The sequence below is a fragment of the Jatrophihabitans sp. genome (genome assembly GCF_036000465.1).
Lineage (GTDB): Bacteria > Actinomycetota > Actinomycetes > Mycobacteriales > Jatrophihabitantaceae > Jatrophihabitans.
In genome coordinates, this window is sequence record NZ_DASYFV010000013.1 from 235,153 (window position 1) to 251,947 (window position 16,795).

14 protein-coding genes are annotated in these 16,795 nt (G+C 71.7%); 6 read left to right on the plus strand and 8 right to left on the minus strand.

Translation table 11 applies throughout. The annotated features are described in order from the left end of the window. The first annotated feature begins 187 nt into the window (after positions 1–187). Positions 188–478 carry a chorismate mutase gene (locus VGN18_RS05500; protein ID WP_327538646.1) on the plus strand — a complete coding sequence of 97 codons (291 nt, stop codon included), beginning with the start codon at positions 188–190 and terminating at the stop codon, positions 476–478. Here the strand turns inward: VGN18_RS05500 and VGN18_RS05505 are convergent. Genes VGN18_RS05505 through VGN18_RS05515 form a run of 3 tightly spaced genes read right to left on the minus strand, consistent with a single transcriptional unit; the run spans position 416 to position 3,067 of the window. After that, complete coding sequence (locus VGN18_RS05505) at positions 416–1,249, minus strand: CPBP family intramembrane glutamic endopeptidase (RefSeq protein ID WP_327538647.1); 834 nt, start codon at positions 1,247–1,249, stop codon at positions 416–418. The genes VGN18_RS05500 and VGN18_RS05505 overlap by 63 nt on opposite strands. A gap of 1 nt (position 1,250) precedes the next feature. Beyond that, complete coding sequence (locus VGN18_RS05510) at positions 1,251–1,889, minus strand: response regulator transcription factor (RefSeq protein ID WP_327538648.1); 639 nt, start codon at positions 1,887–1,889, stop codon at positions 1,251–1,253. Further along, on the minus strand, positions 1,886–3,067 hold the full coding sequence (locus tag VGN18_RS05515) for a PspC domain-containing protein (RefSeq protein WP_327538649.1): 1,182 nt from the start codon (positions 3,065–3,067) through the stop codon (positions 1,886–1,888). Before VGN18_RS05515 ends, VGN18_RS05510 begins: the two co-directional genes overlap by 4 nt. A 124-nt stretch (positions 3,068–3,191) precedes the next feature. On the opposite strand from VGN18_RS05515, the gene VGN18_RS05520 reads away from it, so the two are divergent. Beyond that, positions 3,192–4,409, plus strand: coding sequence for a PspC domain-containing protein (locus VGN18_RS05520; RefSeq protein WP_327538650.1), 1,218 nt, complete (start codon positions 3,192–3,194; stop codon positions 4,407–4,409). Positions 4,410–4,582: 173 nt separating this feature from the next. Here the strand turns inward: VGN18_RS05520 and guaA are convergent, their stop codons facing one another. Beyond that, the gene (gene guaA / locus VGN18_RS05525) at positions 4,583–6,145 is read right to left on the minus strand and encodes a glutamine-hydrolyzing GMP synthase (protein WP_327538651.1); all 1,563 of its coding nucleotides are present in this window, start codon (positions 6,143–6,145) and stop codon (positions 4,583–4,585) included. Positions 6,146–6,154: 9 nt separating this feature from the next. Beyond that, entirely contained in the window at positions 6,155–7,081 is a 927-nt protein-coding gene (locus tag VGN18_RS05530; RefSeq protein WP_327538652.1) for an oxidoreductase, read from the minus strand. Positions 7,082–7,141: 60 nt separating this feature from the next. On the opposite strand from VGN18_RS05530, the gene VGN18_RS05535 reads away from it, so the two are divergent. After that, positions 7,142–8,131 carry a magnesium transporter CorA family protein gene (locus VGN18_RS05535; protein WP_327538653.1) on the plus strand — a complete coding sequence of 330 codons (990 nt, stop codon included), beginning with the start codon at positions 7,142–7,144 and terminating at the stop codon, positions 8,129–8,131. Between the two features lie 221 nt (positions 8,132–8,352). Further along, positions 8,353–9,945 carry an ATP-binding protein gene (locus tag VGN18_RS05540; protein WP_327538654.1) on the plus strand — a complete coding sequence of 531 codons (1,593 nt, stop codon included), beginning with the start codon at positions 8,353–8,355 and terminating at the stop codon, positions 9,943–9,945. A 21-nt stretch (positions 9,946–9,966) separates the two neighbouring features. Here VGN18_RS05540 and VGN18_RS05545 read toward each other — a convergent pair whose 3' ends face one another. The 3 genes from VGN18_RS05545 to VGN18_RS05555 are packed head-to-tail and all read right to left on the minus strand — an operon-like array spanning position 9,967 to position 14,638. Further along, positions 9,967–12,501: a bifunctional FO biosynthesis protein CofGH gene (locus VGN18_RS05545; RefSeq protein ID WP_327538655.1), complete on the minus strand. Its 2,535-nt coding sequence runs from the start codon at positions 12,499–12,501 to the stop codon at positions 9,967–9,969. A 6-nt stretch (positions 12,502–12,507) separates the two neighbouring features. Then, a complete protein-coding gene (fgd, locus tag VGN18_RS05550) occupies positions 12,508–13,512 on the minus strand; it encodes a glucose-6-phosphate dehydrogenase (coenzyme-F420) (RefSeq protein WP_327538656.1) in 1,005 nt (334 codons plus the stop codon). Positions 13,513–13,519: 7 nt separating this feature from the next. Continuing rightward, positions 13,520–14,638, minus strand: coding sequence for a GuaB3 family IMP dehydrogenase-related protein (locus tag VGN18_RS05555; protein WP_327538657.1), 1,119 nt, complete (start codon positions 14,636–14,638; stop codon positions 13,520–13,522). A 152-nt stretch (positions 14,639–14,790) separates the two neighbouring features. On the opposite strand from VGN18_RS05555, the gene VGN18_RS05560 reads away from it, so the two are divergent. Together VGN18_RS05560 and VGN18_RS05565 are read left to right on the plus strand one after the other, a co-directional pair. After that, on the plus strand, positions 14,791–16,017 hold the full coding sequence (locus tag VGN18_RS05560) for a GAF domain-containing protein (RefSeq protein ID WP_327538658.1): 1,227 nt from the start codon (positions 14,791–14,793) through the stop codon (positions 16,015–16,017). 96 nt (positions 16,018–16,113) lie between these two features. Then, entirely contained in the window at positions 16,114–16,794 is a 681-nt protein-coding gene (locus tag VGN18_RS05565) for a response regulator transcription factor (protein WP_327538659.1), read from the plus strand. The last annotated feature ends 1 nt before the right edge of the window (position 16,795 follow it).

Sequence of the window (16,795 nt, forward strand, 5' to 3'; positions counted from 1 at the left end):
TGGACAGCCGTGTCACCATCGCTGCGTGACCAGCGCACGATTTTTCTACGGGTACCGCAGTCCGGTGCCCGTCGTTGCTGGCTGATCCACCCACCAACCGACGCCCCGGGCCCGTTGCCCCGGGGCGTTTTTTCGTGTCGGGACGTCGGACCGGGCGTCATTCGAGAGGAACCCTCCCATGCCGCCCATGACCCAGCCGCCCACCACCACCACCAGCGAGGACGTCGCGGTCGAGGCCGCCGACGCCATCCCGATGCTGCGCCACCAGATCGACAGCCTGGACGAGGCCATCACCCGCCTCGTCGCCGAGCGGGCCCGCCTCTCGTCGCGCATCCAGACCGCACGCATGAACGCCGGCGGAACCCGCGTCGAGCTCGGCCGCGAGCGGGTCATCATGGACACCTACCGCGGCGCGCTAGGGAAGAACGGGCCGATCCTCGCCGACGCTGTACTGCAGGTCTGCCGCGGGTCGCGCTGACCTCGATCTCCGTGGACGCCGCGGACCGCGGCGTACCGCGTCGGGCCGCTGGGCCGGGACGAGCACCAGCGCCCGCAGGTCGATCACGACGTGCACGATGATCGGCACCAGCAGGCTGCCGGACATCAGGTAGAGCAGGCTGAGCAGGACGCCGGCGAAGCCGGTGCCGAGCATCCCGAGCCAGCCCTGGTAGAAGTGCGCGAGCCCGAACAGCACCGACACGACCGTCGCGGAGACCAGCGGCTCGAGGCCGAGCAAGGACACCCCGGCCGCGATGAACAGGCCGCGGAACACGAACTCCTCGGCGATGCCCGCACCGAACGCCACCGCGGCACCCAGCCGCCGCTCCCCCGGCGTCGCCGGCACGAGCGCCGCGAACAGCCGCTGACCCGGCACCGTCCGTCCGCTCAGCGCCCGGCGGCGGAGCACCAGGCCGCTGGCCGCCACGAGGGCGCAGAGGTAGGCGACCGACCCCCACGCCTGCCCGACCTGCGATCCGTGCGGCCACACCAGCCCGACGTCACGCCATTCGATGCCGGTCGTCGCGAGCACCGCGATCAGCACCAGCGCGGTGCCGATCGCCTGCCGCGTCAGCGCGGCTCGGTAGAAGCGGCTGAGCGCGGTCGGATCGACCGCCCGCTGCTGCACAAGCCGCCGGTAGCGCGCCCGCTGCCGGGGCGGCGAGACGACCAGGTGGAACACCACGAGCGCGACGGTGATCGTCGTCGCCACGAGCCCGAACTGCGGATCGAGCCACGTGTCACGCGACACGTCAGAGCATCCGGCGGTCGACGGCCCAGCGGGTGAGCTGGTGACGGTTCGACAGCTGCAGCTTGCGCAGGACGTTCGAGGCGTGGGTCTCGACCGTCTTGATCGAGATGAACAGCTGCGAGGCGATCTCCTTGTAGGCGTAGCCGCGGGCCAGCAGCCGCAGCACCTCGACCTCACGCGGGGTCAGCTGATCGATCTCGGCGTCGACCGCCGGCACCACCGGAGCATCGCGGAACGCGTCGAGCACGAAGCCGGCGAGCCGCGGGCTGAACACGACGTCGCCGTCGGCCACCCGCGTCACCGCGTCGGCGAGCTCGTCGGCCGAGATGGTCTTCGTGACGTAGCCCCGCGCGCCGGCCCGGATGATCGCGATGACGTCCTCGGCGGCGTCGGAGACCGACAGCGCGAGGAAGCGGGTGTCGGGCAGCTGCGGGCCGAGCGCCTCGAGCACGGCCAGCCCGCCGCCGTCGGGCATGTGGACGTCGAGCAGCACGACGTCGGGGCGGGTCGTGGTGACCACCGCGACCGCCTCGGCGACGCTGCCGGCCTCGCCGACCACGTCGACGCGCGACCCCAGCTCGGTGCGCACGCCGGCCCGGAACATGCCGTGGTCGTCGACCAGCACGACGCGTGTGCTCATGACGTCGCCCGCGGCATTCTGATCTCCACCTCGGTGCCGGCGCCCGGCGCCGTCGTCACCCGCACCGTCCCGCCGTGACGCTCGATGCGTCCGATGATCGAACCGCGCACACCCTGGCGGTCGTCGGCGATGGTGTCGAGGTAAAAGCCCATGCCCCGATCCTTCACGTACACCGCAACCTCGTCCGGCTCGACCTCGGCGTAGAGCGAGACGGTCGTGACGCCGGAGTGCTTGGCCGCGTTGACGAGGGCCTCCCGCGCGGCGGCCGCGACCGCGCGCAGCCCGTCGTCGAGCGGGGCGTCGCCGACGACGACGACCTCGACCGACATCGCGTAGTCGTCCTCGACCTCGGCACCGGCGGCCCGCACCTGCTCGCCGAACTGACCGGCGGCCGGGGTGTCGTAGAGCATCGTGCGCAGCTCCCGTTCCTGGCCGCGGGCGAGCCGGGCGACCTCGCGGGGCGAGCCGGCGTTGCGCTGGATGAGGGCGAGGGTCTGCAGCACCGAGTCGTGCAGGTGCGCGGCGATGTCGGCCCGCTCCTGGGTACGGATGCGCGCCCTCCGCTCTTCGGACAGCTCGCTGACCATGCGCATCCACCACGGCCCGGTGACCAGCGCCAACCCGACGACGGTGACGACCATGGCGATCAGGCCGTCGCGCACCGCGGTCACGTCGGCGCTGGCCAGCACCGAGATCATCCCGGCCGCGACGAGGGCGACGCCGGCCGCGAGGCGGATCCGGCCCTGCCAGTCGCCGCCGCCGGCCGACAGCGAGGACACCGAGAACGAGCGCAGCCGGTCCCGCTCGGGGTCGGTCGCCTGGCGCCAGATGAGCGCGCCGCCGAGGCAGGCCAGCAGCGCCGGGACGAACAGCGCCTGCGACGGCAGGGCCGATGCCGCGGCGGCGACGGCGCCGACGACCGCGGCCGCCGCGATCACGTACTCGATCCATCGGGGCAGGCGCCCGCGGCCCGCGTCCGGCGCCACCGGCACGACGATCCAGTACGCGCCGTACAGGGCGATGCCGAGGCCGCCGGTGACGGCCAGGAAGAAGAACAGGAGGCGGACGATCCTGGGCCGCGTCCCGATGTGCTCGGCGATCCCGGCCGCGACCCCGCCCAGCACGCCGTGATCGGGACGCCGGTAGAGGCGGCGCGTCGTCGCGGCGGCGGTGGTCACGGTTCCATGATTGCTGCCATGACCCGCACCGCGCATCAGGCGCTACCCCGAGGCGGCGGTTCAGGGTCGGAATCCGGGCGGCACCCGATGTGCCGACACCCCCTCCGGGCGCAGTCTCATCGCCATGACCATGACTGACGACCTCGGCCCCGCTGCCCACGACTCCGGGGCGGCCACGCCGCCACCCGCACCGGCTCCCCACGTCCTGCGGCGCAGCCGCAACGGTCGCGTCGGCGCCGGCGTCGCGGCCGGCCTGGGCGACTACTTCGCGCTGGATCCGGTGCTGTTCCGGGTCCTGTTCGCCACCTCGGCGTTCTTCGGCGGCGCCGGCATCATAGCCTACCTGCTCGCCTGGGCCGCCATCCCCGAGGAGGGCACCGAGCGGGCCCCGATCGACGGCTGGGTCGGACGGCTGCGCCGGCGCCGCACCCCGGTGTGGGTCATGGCGGTGCTCGGCGGGCTGCTGCTCTGGTTCATCGCCTTCAGCTGGTGGGCCCCCGTACCGCTGTTCCCGGTGCTGGCCGTGGTCGTGATCCTCGTCGTCGTCTTCGGTCGCCGGGATTGGCAGCGGCCGTCGGAGGACGCGCCGACGGTCAGCCTGACCAAGGACGCCGCCGAGCCGGGCGCCGTCGAGGGCGGCCTGCGGTCGACGGACCGGCCGCAGGATCCGCCGTGGGTCAACGACGCCCGGGCCTGGTACGCCGAGGCCCGCGCGGCCCGCCGCCGGCGCCGGCGGCGCGCACTGCCCCTGCGCATCGGGGTGCTGGTGGGCCTGGTCGGCACGCTGACCGTGCTCGGCATCGTCGACGGCGTCAGCGGGATCGCGCTGCCGACCTACTTCTGGTGGTCACTCGGGATCGTCGGCGGCGGCCTGCTCGTCGGCGCCGCGCTGCGCCGCACCCCGTGGAGCGTGTCGCTGCTGCTCGGGCCTACCGTCCTCGGCCTGATCGCCTTCGGCGGCAGCCACGCGAGCCTGCACGACGGCACCGGTTCGCGCCAGTGGCGCCCGACCACCGTGCCGGCCGGCGAGTACCGCCTCGCGCTCGGCCAGGGCGTGCTCGACCTGACCAAGCTCGCGCCGCAGACCGCCCCGCGCACCATCGACGTCACCATCGGCGCCGGAGAGGTGCAGGTCATCGCCCCGAAATCGCTCGACCTGACCGTCGACGCCAACGTGCACATCGGGGTCGTCCGGGTCGACGGAGAGACGACCGACAACGGCGCCGGCCACGGCGGGTGGAACTACAACCGCACGATCGACCCGCCCGCCGGCGCCACCGGCCAGCCGATCACCGTGGTCGTCCACCTGGCCGACGGCCAGATCCGAGTCGACCGCCGCTGAGCCGCTACCCGACCCCCGTCGAGCTCCCGACCCCCGTTGAGCGACTCCCCCAGCCCGGTTGAGTGGCGAGTAGTCCGTCGAGTGGCTGAATACAACGCGCCACTCAGGTCAGGAACTCGCCACTCAACGGTATGGGGGCGCGGGAGTCGGGCGCGGACGGGTGGTCGGGCGCCCTACTCCCACTCGATGGTGCCCGGGGGCTTGGACGTGAGGTCCAGGACCACCCGGTTCACCTCGCGCACCTCGTTGGTGATGCGGGTGGAGATCTGCTCCAGCACCTCGTACGGGACGCGGGTCCAGTCGGCGGTCATCGCGTCCTCCGAGGAGACGGGGCGCAGGACGATCGGATGGCCGTAGGTGCGGCCGTCGCCCTGGACGCCGACCGAGCGGACGTCGGCGAGCAGCACGACGGGGCACTGCCAGATCTCGCGGTCGAGGCCGGCGGCCGACAGCTCGGCCCGGGCGATGGCGTCGGCGCGGCGCAGGATCTCGAGCCGGTCGGCGGTGACGGCACCGACGATGCGGATGCCGAGGCCGGGACCCGGGAACGGCTGGCGCCAGACCATCTCGGCCGGCAGGCCCAGCTGCTCGCCGACGCGGCGCACCTCGTCCTTGAACAGCGTGCGCAGCGGCTCGACCAGGGAGAACTGCAGGTCGTCCGGGAGGCCGCCGACGTTGTGATGGCTCTTGATGTTGGCCGTGCCGGTGCCGCCGCCGGATTCGACGACGTCGGGGTAGAGGGTGCCCTGCACGAGGAACTCGACCTCGTCGCCGTGCGAGCCGGCGTCGCTGACCACCTCGCGGGCGGCGTGCTCGAAGACCCGGATGAATTCACGCCCGATGATCTTCCGCTTGTCCTCGGGGTCGCTGACACCGGCGAGGGCGTCGAGGAAGCGCTCGACCGCGTCGACGACCTTGAGCCGCACGCCGGTGGCCGCGACGAAGTCGCGCTCGACCTGCTCGGCCTCACCCTGGCGCAGCAGCCCGTGGTCGACGAAGACGCAGGTGAGCTGGTCGCCGACGGCCCGCTGCACGAGCGCGGCCGCGACGGCGGAGTCGACGCCGCCGGACAGCCCGCAGATGACCTGCTTGCCGCCGACCTGGGCGCGGATGGCCGCCACCTGGTCGTCGATGATGTTGGCCTCGGTCCACGACGGGCGGGCGCCCGCGATGTCGTAGAGGAAGTGCCGCAGGATCGCCTGGCCGTGCTCGGTGTGCATGACCTCGGGGTGGAACTGCACGCCGGCCAGCCCGCGCGCGACGTCCTCGAACGCGGCGATCGGCGCACCGACGGTGGAGGCGGTGACGGTGAAGCCCTCGGGCGCGACCGTGACGGCGTCGCCGTGGCTCATCCAGACCTGCTGCATCGGCGGCAGGGTGCGCAGCAGCGTGCCGGGCTCGGTGACGGTCAGCCGGGTGCGGCCGAACTCCGAGCCCCCGGTGTGCGCGACCTCGCCGTCGAGCGCGAGCGTCATCGCCTGGAAGCCGTAGCAGATGCCGAAGACCGGCACGCCGGCCTGGAACAGCGCCGGGTCGGTGCGCGGGGCTCCGTCGGAGTACACCGACGCCGGGCCGCCGGACAGGATGATGGCCTTGGGCCGCCGGGCCAGGATCTCCTCGGGCGACGCGGTGTGCGGCACGATCTCGCTGTAGACGTGCGCCTCGCGCACGCGACGGGCGATCAGCTGGGCATACTGGGCGCCGTAGTCGACGACGAGGACGAGGTCTGTCTCCACGACCGGAGTCTACGGACGTGGATTCCACTCGTAACGCAAGCCGGTCATCTCCTCGCTGACGTGCCACAGCCGCCGGGCGAGCCGCTCGTCCTGGGCCTGCGGCGAGAGGCGCGCCGGGCCGATCGGGCCCCGGGTCTCGCCGAGCCGCTGCGGCCCGGTGTACGAGCCCGGGTCGGCCTCGGTCGCGGCGTAGAGAACGGCCCGGGCGCCGGCGGCGGCCGACTGCGTGAACGCCTTGACGAACACCGGCGCCGCGGCCCGGATGAGCGGGCTCGCCCCCATGCCCTCGCGGTCGTGGAACAGCCCGGTGGCCGAGACCCCCGGGTGCGCGGCCACCGATGAGACCGGCAGCTCGCGCGCGGTGAGCTCGCGGTGCAGCTGCAGCGCGAAGAGCAGGTTGGCCAGCTTGGAGTTCGAGTAGGTCTTCTGCGGCTGGTAACCGGGCCCCGCGTTGCCGTCGACGACCTCCTCCGTGCCGCCGTGGTGCGCGATCGACGCGACCGTCACGACGCGGCTCGGTTTCTCGCTGTCGAGCAGGGCCGGCAGCAGCAGGCCGGTGAGGACGAAGTGGCCGAGGTGGTTCGTCCCGAACTGCAGCTCGAACCCGTCGGCGGTCTTCGCCGGCTTCGGCGGGGCCATGACGCCGGCGTTGTTCACCAGCAGGTCGAGCGGGCCGTCCCACGAGTCGGCGAACGCTCGGATCGAACTGATCGAGGAAAGGTCCAGCTCGGCGGTCTCGACATCGGAGTCGGCCGCCGCGGCCCGGATCCGGTCGGCCGCGTTCGTGGCCGAGCCCGGCCGGCGGCAGGCGAGGACGACCCGCGCGCCGTGCGCGGCGAGCTCGCGGGCAACGTGGAAGCCGATGCCCGAGTTCGCCCCGGTCACGATCGCGACGCGCTTGGCCAGATCCGGCAGCTGCTCGGCCCTCCATCTCACGGTCTTAGAAGTTACGCCCCCGGGTGACAACCCCGCTTCAAGTCAGGAAACAATCCCGGCATGGCCGCACAGCAGATCCGGACCCGCGTCTGGCGCAACGGAGCCCTCGAGGCCGAGAACTTCCCGTTCGAACAGGTCTCGGACTACCTCGCCGAACCAGACTGTCTGGTATGGGCCGACCTGCTCAATCCCGATCACGAGACGTTGTGCCAGCTCGCGGAGGAGCTCAGCCTCGACCAGCACGCCGTCGAGGACGCCGTCGCGGAACACGAGCGCCCCAAGGCCACCCGCTACTCGTCCCACCTCTTCATGACCACCTACGCGATCGAGCACGACAAGGACACCGGTGAGGTGAGTGTCGGCCGGGTGTCGGCGTTCAGCACGAAGCAGGGCTTCGTCACCGTCCGGCTCGACGACGCGCTCGACGTCGACGCCGTGGTCCGCCGGTGGGACGACAACGCCGACCTGCTCAAGTACGGTCCGCGCGCGCTCGTCCACGGCCTGCTCGACGAGATCGTCGACGGCTACTTCACCACCGTCGAATCCCTGGACGACTCGATCGAGGCCATCGAAGACATCCTGTTCGACGACAACCCGAAGAGCGCGCGCGAGGTGTCGGAGACGACCTTCACGCTTCGCCGCTCGCTGGTGCAGGTGCGCCGGGCGATCCTGCCGATGCGCGAGGTCGTGAACACGATCATGCGCCGCGCCACGGCCGACGACCGCTCCCCCGAACTCGCGCCGTACTACGAGGACCTCTACGACCACGTGCTTCGGGCCGCCGAGTGGACGGAGTCGTTGCGCGACATGATCACGTCCATCTTCGAGACGAACATGTCGCTCTCGGACACCCGCATGAACATGGTCATGAAGAAGCTGACCTCCTGGGCGGCGATCATCGCGGTGCCCACGGCGGTCACCGGCTATTTCGGCCAGAACGTCCCCTACCCCGGCTTCGGCCACGAATCAGGCTTCCTGGGCAGCCTGTTCGTCATGGTGCTCATCGCCGGCTCCCTCTACGTGACTTTTCGACGCAAGGACTGGCTGTAACCGACCGGGCACACAAAGTTCTTGTGTCGCGTTAAGCCCGCGTCATGCCACACTGATTTTGCACAAGACACACGAGTTGTATTTCCACTCAATTCCAACCTTTCTGGCTGACGCCGGAGGGTGCCGTTGTCACGGGGGCGACCATTCGGCACGGGGGCGGACAGCCGTACAAGGCTGTCTTCGAACTGCGCGGTCCGGCACGATACGGGCCGTTCCTCATCGTGCTCGCGATCGCGCTGACGACCCCGGCCTTCGCCCGCGACACCGCACAGCCCTTCTGGTGGCTCGCCGCCGGCGTGCTCGCCGCGGTCATGTTCGCGGCGTGGTGGACCGCCGACCGCAGCCCGGAACTCTCGTGGCTCAGCCTGCCGGCGGCGCTGCTCGCGTTCCCGGTCGTGCTGCTGCTGGAACTCGCCGACCCGCGGGACGCGACGGCCTTCGCCCCGCTGCTGATCCTGCCCGTGGTCTGGTGCGCGCTCTACCACCGCGCGGCCCACCTCGCGGTCGTCAACCTGCTCGCGGCGATCACCCTGTTCCTGCCGATCCTGCTCATCGGCGCCCCCGGCTACCCGCCGTCCACCTGGCGCCGCTCGGTGCTGTGGCTGGTCGTGCTGCTGCTCATCGCACCCGCCGTGCAGACCATCCTGCGCTCGACCCAGCGCGCCGCCCAGCAGATCGTCGCGACCGAGCACCGATACCGCAGCGCGTTCGCCGACGCGCCGGTGGCGATCGCGATCATCGGCTCCGAGCCGGCCGAGCGGGGACGGATCCTGCTGGCCAACGCGCCGCTGCACGAGCTGCTCGGCTGCGCGGTCGGCGGGCTCGTCGGCGCCGACATCCTCGACTACACCCACCCCGACGACAGCGCCGCCTTCGCCCACGAGCTCAACATCGCGGTGCTCGGCGAGACCCGCCACATCGAGCTGCGGCTGAACCAGATCTCGGCGCGGGAGCGGTGGGTGTCGGCCTGGCTCGCCCTGACCCGGCACGCCGCCTCCGAACCGCCCCGCTTCGTCTGCCACTTCGAGGACATCACGGTGCGGCGCGAGTCCGAGCACGCGCTGCTCGAGGCGCTCGAGCAGCAGGGGGCGGCCTCGAACCAGATCCGCGAGGCGATCCGCTCCCGCAGCGATCTCGTGGCCATGGTGTCGCACGACGTGCGCAACCCGCTGTCCACCATCGGCGCCTACGTCGAGCTGCTGCAGATGGGCGAGGGCGGCGACCTGACCCCCGACCAGCGGATGATGCTCGACGTCATCGCGGCGAACGTGCGCCGCGCCTACGCGATCACCGACGACCTGGTGACCCTCGACGGCATCGAGAACGCCCCCGACCCGGCCCCGCGGGAGCCGGTGACCATCGGCGAGGTGCTCGCGCAGGTCGTCCGCTCGGCCGAGCCGAGCGCCCGGGCCCGGCACCAGCGCATCACCCTCGACTCGACGCTCGACGACATCCAGGTGGCGGGTCACGCGGTGCAGCTCGACCGGGTGATCTCGAACCTGGTGACCAACGCGATCAAGTTCACCCCTGAGGGCGGCTCGGTGAAGGTGCGCGGACGCCTCGAGGGCGGCACCGTCGTAGTCCAGGTGATCGACACCGGCAGCGGCATCGCCCCCGAGGACCACGAGCGGATCTTCGAGCGGTTCTACCGCTCCGACGGCGCCCGCCTGCGCCGGGTGGCCGGCACCGGGCTCGGACTCGCCATCGTCCGCGAGATCGCGACGCTGCACGGCGGCACGATCACCGTCGCGTCGGTCGTCGACCGCGGGTCGACCTTCACGCTGACCCTGCCCGCCATGGTCGTGGCAGCCTGACCGGTCGGCCGGCGGTCAGGCTCAGCCGGCCACGCCGGGCAGCACGCCGGTGAACCGGTGGGCCGCGGCCAGCCGCTCGGCCGGAACCTCGCGGTAGTCGGTCAGCCGCTGCCGGGTCGTGCGACCGGGCAGCGGGGCGACGATGTCGTCCAGCTGCTTGACCGTTTTCGCGGAGCCGTGCCGCGACCCGGCCATGCGGCTGATCGTCTCCTCCATGAGCGTGCCGCCCAGGTCGTTCACCCCGCCGGTCAGCACCTGGCGCGATCCCTCGGCGCCGAGCTTGACCCACGAGCACTGGATGTTGTCGATGCGGCCGTGCAGCAGTATGCGGGCCATCGCGTGCACGATCCGGTTCTCCCGAGGCGTGGGGCCGGGGCGGGCGACCCCGGCGAGGTAGATCGGCGCGTTGGTGTGGATGAAGGGCAGACCGACGAACTCGGTGAAGCCGCCGGTGCGGTCCTGGATGCGGGCCAGCGTGCGGAAGTGCCCGAGCCAGTGCGCCGGGTTGTCGACGTGGCCGTACATCATCGTGCTCGACGAGCGGATGCCCAGCTCGTGCGCGGTTGTGACGACCTCGATCCACTCCGACGCCGGCAGCTTGCCCTTGGTCAGCAGCCAGCGGACGTCGTCGTCGAGGATCTCGGCGGCAGTGCCCGGGATCGTGTCGAGCCCGGCCTCCTTCGCCGCGATCAGCCAGTCGCGCACGGACAGGCCGGTGCGGGCCGCGCCGTTGACGATCTCCATCGGGCTGAAGGCGTGCACGTGCATCTCGGGCACGCGCTCCTTCACCGCGCGGGCGATGTCGAAGTAGGCCGTGCCGGGCAGGTCGGGGTGGATGCCGCCCTGCATGCAGACCTCGGTCGCGCCGAGCTCCCAGCCCTCCTCGGCGCGACGCCCGAGCTCGTCCATCGACAGGGTGTAGGCGTCGGCGTCCGTCCGGCGCTGGGCGAAGGCGCAGAACCGGCAGCCGGTGTAGCAGACGTTGGTGAAGTTGATGTTGCGGTTGACGACGTAGGTCACGTCGCCGCCGACGACGTCGGCCCGCAGCGCGTCGGCGAGCGCGGCCACGGCGTCGAGCTCGGCGCCGTCGCAGTGCAGCAGCGCGAGCGCGTCGGCGTCGGAGAGCCCGGCCGGGTCGGCCTCGGCGTGCCGCAGCGCGGTGAGCACGTCGGCGTCGAGCTTCTGCAGGGCCGAGGTGCGCACCGAGGCAGCGCGCACCGTCTCCCAGTCGCCGTAGACACTGTCGAAGTCGCTGCGCCGGTCCTCGGTGCGGCCCTCGGTGTCGATGGCGGTGTGCAGGTCGGTGCGCCCGCTCGAGGTGTAGGCGTCGTCGGGCTCCTGCCACGGCAGGCCGGCGAGAACCGCGCCCTCGTCCGCGAGACCGTCGGGTCGGGCGAGCGCGGCGACGTGCGGCACGATGCGCGGGTCGAGCCACGGTTCGCCGCCGGTGACATAGGGCGGGTAGACGGTGAGGCGCTCGCGCAGCTCGAACCCGGCCTCGGCCGAGCGGGCCCGCAGCTCGTCGATGTGCGGCCACGGCCGCTCGGGGTTCACGTGGTCGGGGGTGAGCGGTGAGACGCCGCCCCAGTCGTCGATGCCGGCGCGCAGCAGCAACGCGAACTCGTCGCCGATGAGGTTCGGCGGGGCCTGCAGCCGCATGCGCGGGCCGAGAACGAGCCGCGCCACCGCCACGGTCGCCGCGAGGTCGTCGAGTTCGGCGTCGGGCATGCGGGCCATCGCGGTGTCGGGCTTGGCCCGGAAGTTCTGGACGATGACTTCCTGGATCGAGTCGAAGGCGCGGGCGATGCGGCGCAGCTCGAACAGCGCGTCGACCCGTTCGGCGAGCGTCTCGCCGATGCCGATCAGGATGCCGGTGGTGAACGGGACGTTGGTGCGCCCGGCGTCCTCGAGCACGCGCAGCCGCACGGCCGGGTCCTTGTCGGGCGAGCCGAAGTGCGCGCCGTGCGGGTCCTCGAAGAGTCGCCGCGACGTCGTCTCGAGCATCATGCCCATCGACGGCGCGACCGGCTTGAGCCGCTGCAGCTCGCTCCACGTCATGACACCGGGGTTGAGGTGCGGCAGCAGCCCGGTCTTCTCGAGCACCAGGATCGCCATCGCCCGGACGTAGGCGAGGGTGGAGTCGTAGCCGTGCGCGTCGAGCCACTCGCGCGCCGCGGGCCAGCGGTCCTCGGGCCGGTCGCCGAGGGTGAACAGGGCTTCCTTGCAGCCGAGCGCCGCGCCCTCGGTGGCGATCGCCAGCACCTCGTCCGGGCTGAGGAACGGCGCGGGCACACGGTTGGGCGTGGTCGCGAACGTGCAGTAGTGGCAGCGGTCGCGACACAGCCGCGTCAGCGGGATGAAGACCTTGCGGGAGTAGGTGACGACGCCGGGCCGACCGGCGTCCTCGAGCCCCTGATCCCGAACCCGGGCCGCCGAGGCGCACAGGTCGACGAGGTCGTCACCCCGCGCCCCCAGCAGGATCTCGGCCTCGGTCGCGTCGAGCGCGACCCCGTCCCGCGCACGGCGCAGGGCACGCCGCATTCCCGAATCACTCATCGAGCGCTACAAGCTCCGGAGCCGCGGGAGTATTTCCTCGCCGTAGAGCTTGAGGAACTTGGCCTGGTCCGGGCCGGGGGCGTGGAACACCAGGTGGTTGAAGCCGAGGTCGAGATAACGCTTGATCGACGCGACGTGCTCGTCCGGGTCGGTCGAGACGATGAAGCGCTTCGCGGTCTGCTCGACCGAGAGCCCGTCGGCCAGGCGCTGCATCTCGACCGGGTCCTCGACGCCCTGCTTCTGCTCGGCACTCAGCCCGAGCGCGCCCCAGAAATGGGTCGCCCGCATGGCCTCATCACGATCGTGGTCGAAGGAGACCTTGACCTCGATCATCATGTCCAGATCGGAGATCGAGCGGCCCACCTTCTCCGCCCCCTCGGCGATGGCCGGCATCAACGTGTCGGTGTAGAGCGCCGGGTCCTTGCCCGACGTGGTGATCCAGCCGTCACCCGCCCGGCCGGCGAAACGGGTCGCGGCCGGGCCCGACGAGGCGAGCCAGATCGGCACCGGCTGCTCCGGACGGTCGTAGATCGTCGCCTTGTCGGTCGTGTAGTAGTCGCCCTCGAAGCTGACCCGCTCCTCCGACCAGAGCTGGCGGATCAGCTTCACCGCCTCGCGGAAACGGGCGAACCGCTCCTTGCCGTCGGGCCACTCGACCCCCAGCGGCACCTCGTTCATCGACTCGCCGCTGCCCATACCCAGCACGACGCGCCCGGGGAACAGGCAGCCGAGCGTCGCGAACGACTGCGCCACGATCGCCGGGTGGTAGCGGAACGTCGGGGTGAGGACCGAGGTACCCATCGTGATCCGCTCGGTCCGCGCGCCCAGCGCGCCCAGCCACGTCATCGCGAACGGCGCGTGCCCGCCGTCGTGACGCCAGGGCTGCAGGTGGTCGCTGACGAACACCGAGTCGAAGCCGTGCTCCTCGGCCAGCACGCCGTAGTTCAACAACTCCGTCGGCGCGAACTGCTCGTTGCTGGCCTTGTAGCCGAACTTCAGGGGCTTGCTCATCGCTCTCCTACCGGTTCGTCACGATCAGTTCGGCCTTCTGGAACTCCTTCAACGTGGAGTACCCACACTTGCCCATCACCCGCCGCACCGCCCCGAACAGGTTGCGTTCACCCGTGGGGTCGGACGTCGGGCCGGCGAGCAGTTCCTCCAACGTAGGCCGCTCGCCGTCCGAGGGGGCGGTGAAGTCGACGACGGCCGACCGCGGGAGGCGGGGGTGGGCCGCGGTGGAATCCCAGTACCGCCCCTGGCCGGGTGCCTCGGCCGCGGCCGCGAGCGGCTCGCCGAGCATCACCGCGTCGGCGCCGCAGGCGAGCGCCTTGGCGATGTCGCCGCCGGTCGACAGGTCGCCGTACGCGACGAGGTGCACGTAACGGCCGCCGGTCTCGTCGAGGTAGTCGCGCCGGGCGGCCGCGGCGTCGACCAGGGCGGTGGCCATCGGCACCTCGATACCGAGCACCGAGTGGGTCGACGAGCCGAGGTGCGAGCCGTAGCCGATGATCACGCCGGCCGCGCCGGTGCGCATGAGGTGCAGCGCGGTCTGGTAGTTCGTGACGCCACCGACGAGCACCGGGACGTCGAGGTCGGCGATGAAGGTCTTGAGGTTCAGCCCCGACTGGTTCTCCCGGATCACGTGCTCGGCCGAGATGACCGTGCCCTGGATGACCAGCAGGTCGACGCCCTCGGCCAGGGCGTGCGGCGCGAGCTCGGCGGTGTGCTGGGGCGACAGGCGGACGGCCACGCGCACCCCCGAGCGCCGCAGGTCGCCGATCCGGCGGCGCAGCAGTTCGGGCGACACGGGGGCGGAGTAGATCCGCTGCAGCGTCGCGGTGTCGCCGTCGAGCCCGGCGAGCTCCGCGGCGGGGTCCTCGTACCGGGCCCACAGACCCTCGCCGTCGAGGACGGCCAACCCGCCCAGGCGTTCGATCTCGATCGCCGTCTCGGGTGAGGTGACGGCGTCGGACGGCGCCGCCACGAACGGAAGGTCGAAGGCATGCGCGTCGATCTGCCAGGCGGTCGAGACCACCGCCGAACCGCGGGTCCGTCGGGTGGGCACGAGGGCGATGTCGGCGAGGTGGTAGCCGCGGCGGGCGCTGCGTCCGAGGCCGATCTCCACTGTCTCTGGCATGCCCTGAGTCTGCCGTACCCGGATCGGGGCCCGGGTCGGAGGACCTAGGTCCTGTATGTCCGGGCCGTCCTCTGCTCCGACGGCCGGACGCAGCCGTCATGCTCGCTTTACACGATTCTCGACGCGCGTTCCGCGCAGCTAGGACCCCCCGCATGCCGATCGCCGAGGCGACGCCCGCCGGACCGTCGTCGACGGCTCCGGGCCGTCTGCGCGGCCTGCTCGAGGCTCATCGCCTGATCACCAGCGAGCCGTCGCTCGCCACGGTGCTGTCGCTGATCGTCGAGTCGGCCTGCCGTCTGGTCGGCGCCTCGAGCGGGGTGCTGCGGGTGATCAGCCCCGACGGCGCGCAGGAGCACCTCGTCCAGCACGGCACCGACGACGAGACCGCGGCCCGCATCTCCGCGTACCCCGGCCCGCGTGGGACGGCGCGCAGCCTCTACCTGCAGGTGCCGATCGAGGTCCGGGGGGAGCTGTTCGGCGAGCTGCACCTGGCCACGCCCGAGGGCGGCCGGTTCAGCGTCGAGGACGAGGAGCTCATCGACGCCCTCGTCGCGGTGGCCGGCACCGCCGTCGCCAACGCCCGGCTGTACGAGGACGCGCGGCGCAGCCGCGACTGGCTCAACGCGTCGGGCGAGATCGCCCGGGCCCTGTTGGCCGAGGCCGACGTGGACCTGCTGATGGAGGTCGTGTCGCGGGCGCTGCACGTGGCCGAGGCCGACTACGGCGCGCTCGTGCTGCCCACCGAGGACGGCCGGTTCCGGGTTGCCGTGACGGTCGGACGCGGTGCCGAGGAGTTCCAGGACCTCGTCTTCACCCCGGAGTCCTCGCCGATGGGCCGGGCCATGCTCTCCGGGCAGAGCCTGCTGCTCAGCGACATGACACTGATCGCCAAGCCCGAGTTCGAGAACATCCACGGGTTCGGACCGGTCATGCTCGCGCCGCTCGTCGACGCGAAGGGCCTGCGCGGCGCGGTGGTGCTCATGCGCACCCAGGGCAGCCTCGGCTTCACCCCCCGCGAACTCGACCTCGCCACCACCTTCGCCGACCAGGTCGCGCTGGCCCTCGACCTCGACGACGCCCGGGCCGACGCCGAGTGGCTGCGCGTGCTCGAGGACCGTCACCGCATCGCGCAGGACCTGCACGACAACGTCATGCAGCGGCTGTTCGCCACCGGCATGGGGCTGCAGGGGTTGGCCGCGAGCGGCCTGCCGGCCGACCTCGAGGAGCGCCTGAGCCGGCACATCACCGACCTGGACGAGACGATCGACGAGATCCGCACCCGCGTGTTCGGCCTCCGTTCGGCTGACGTCCGCGCCGCGATCCGCCCGCCGCGACGCTTCCCGCGGGTCGACGGCACCGCGGGGCCGCCGCGTCGTTGAGGAAAATGATCCAGTACCGACAGCCGGTCCTGTACCCGCCGAGCCGGCAAATGTGGTCTGCTGACGTCCTACAGCGACCACGAGGAGCCACGACGTATGACGACAGCGGACCCCCCCGCGTCGATGACCCGGATCTTCCTGCTCGACGACCACGAGATCGTCCGGCGTGGTCTCGCGGAATTGTTGAACAGCGTCGATGACTTCGAGGTGGTCGGCGAGGCCGGCACCGTGGCCGAGGCCCTGCGCCGCATCCCGGCCGCCGGTCCCGATGTCGCGATCCTCGACGGACGGCTGCCCGACGGCTCCGGCATCGAGGTCTGCCGCGTCATCCGCGAGGAGCAGCCGCAGATCCGTTGCCTGATCCTCACCTCCTACGACGACGACGAGGCGATCTTCGCCGCCGTCCTCGCCGGGGCGGCGGGCTACGTCCTCAAGCAGATCCGCGGCTCGAACCTCGTCGACGCGGTGCGCCAGGTGGCCGCCGGCCAGTCGCTGCTCGACCCCTCGGTCACCGACCGGGTGCTCCGGCGCATCCGCGAGGGCAAGCAGGAGGACGCCCGGCTGGCCTCGCTCAACGTCCAGGAGCGCAAGATCCTGGTGCTGATCGCCGAGGGCCTGACGAACCGGCAGATCGGCGAGCGACTGTTCCTGGCCGAGAAGACGGTCAAGAACAACGTGTCGAGCCTGCTGGCCAAGCTGGGTATGCAGCGACGCACCCAGGCGGCGGTGTTCGGGGCCAACCTGCGCCCGCCGACCGAGGGCGGGCGCGACTTCTAGG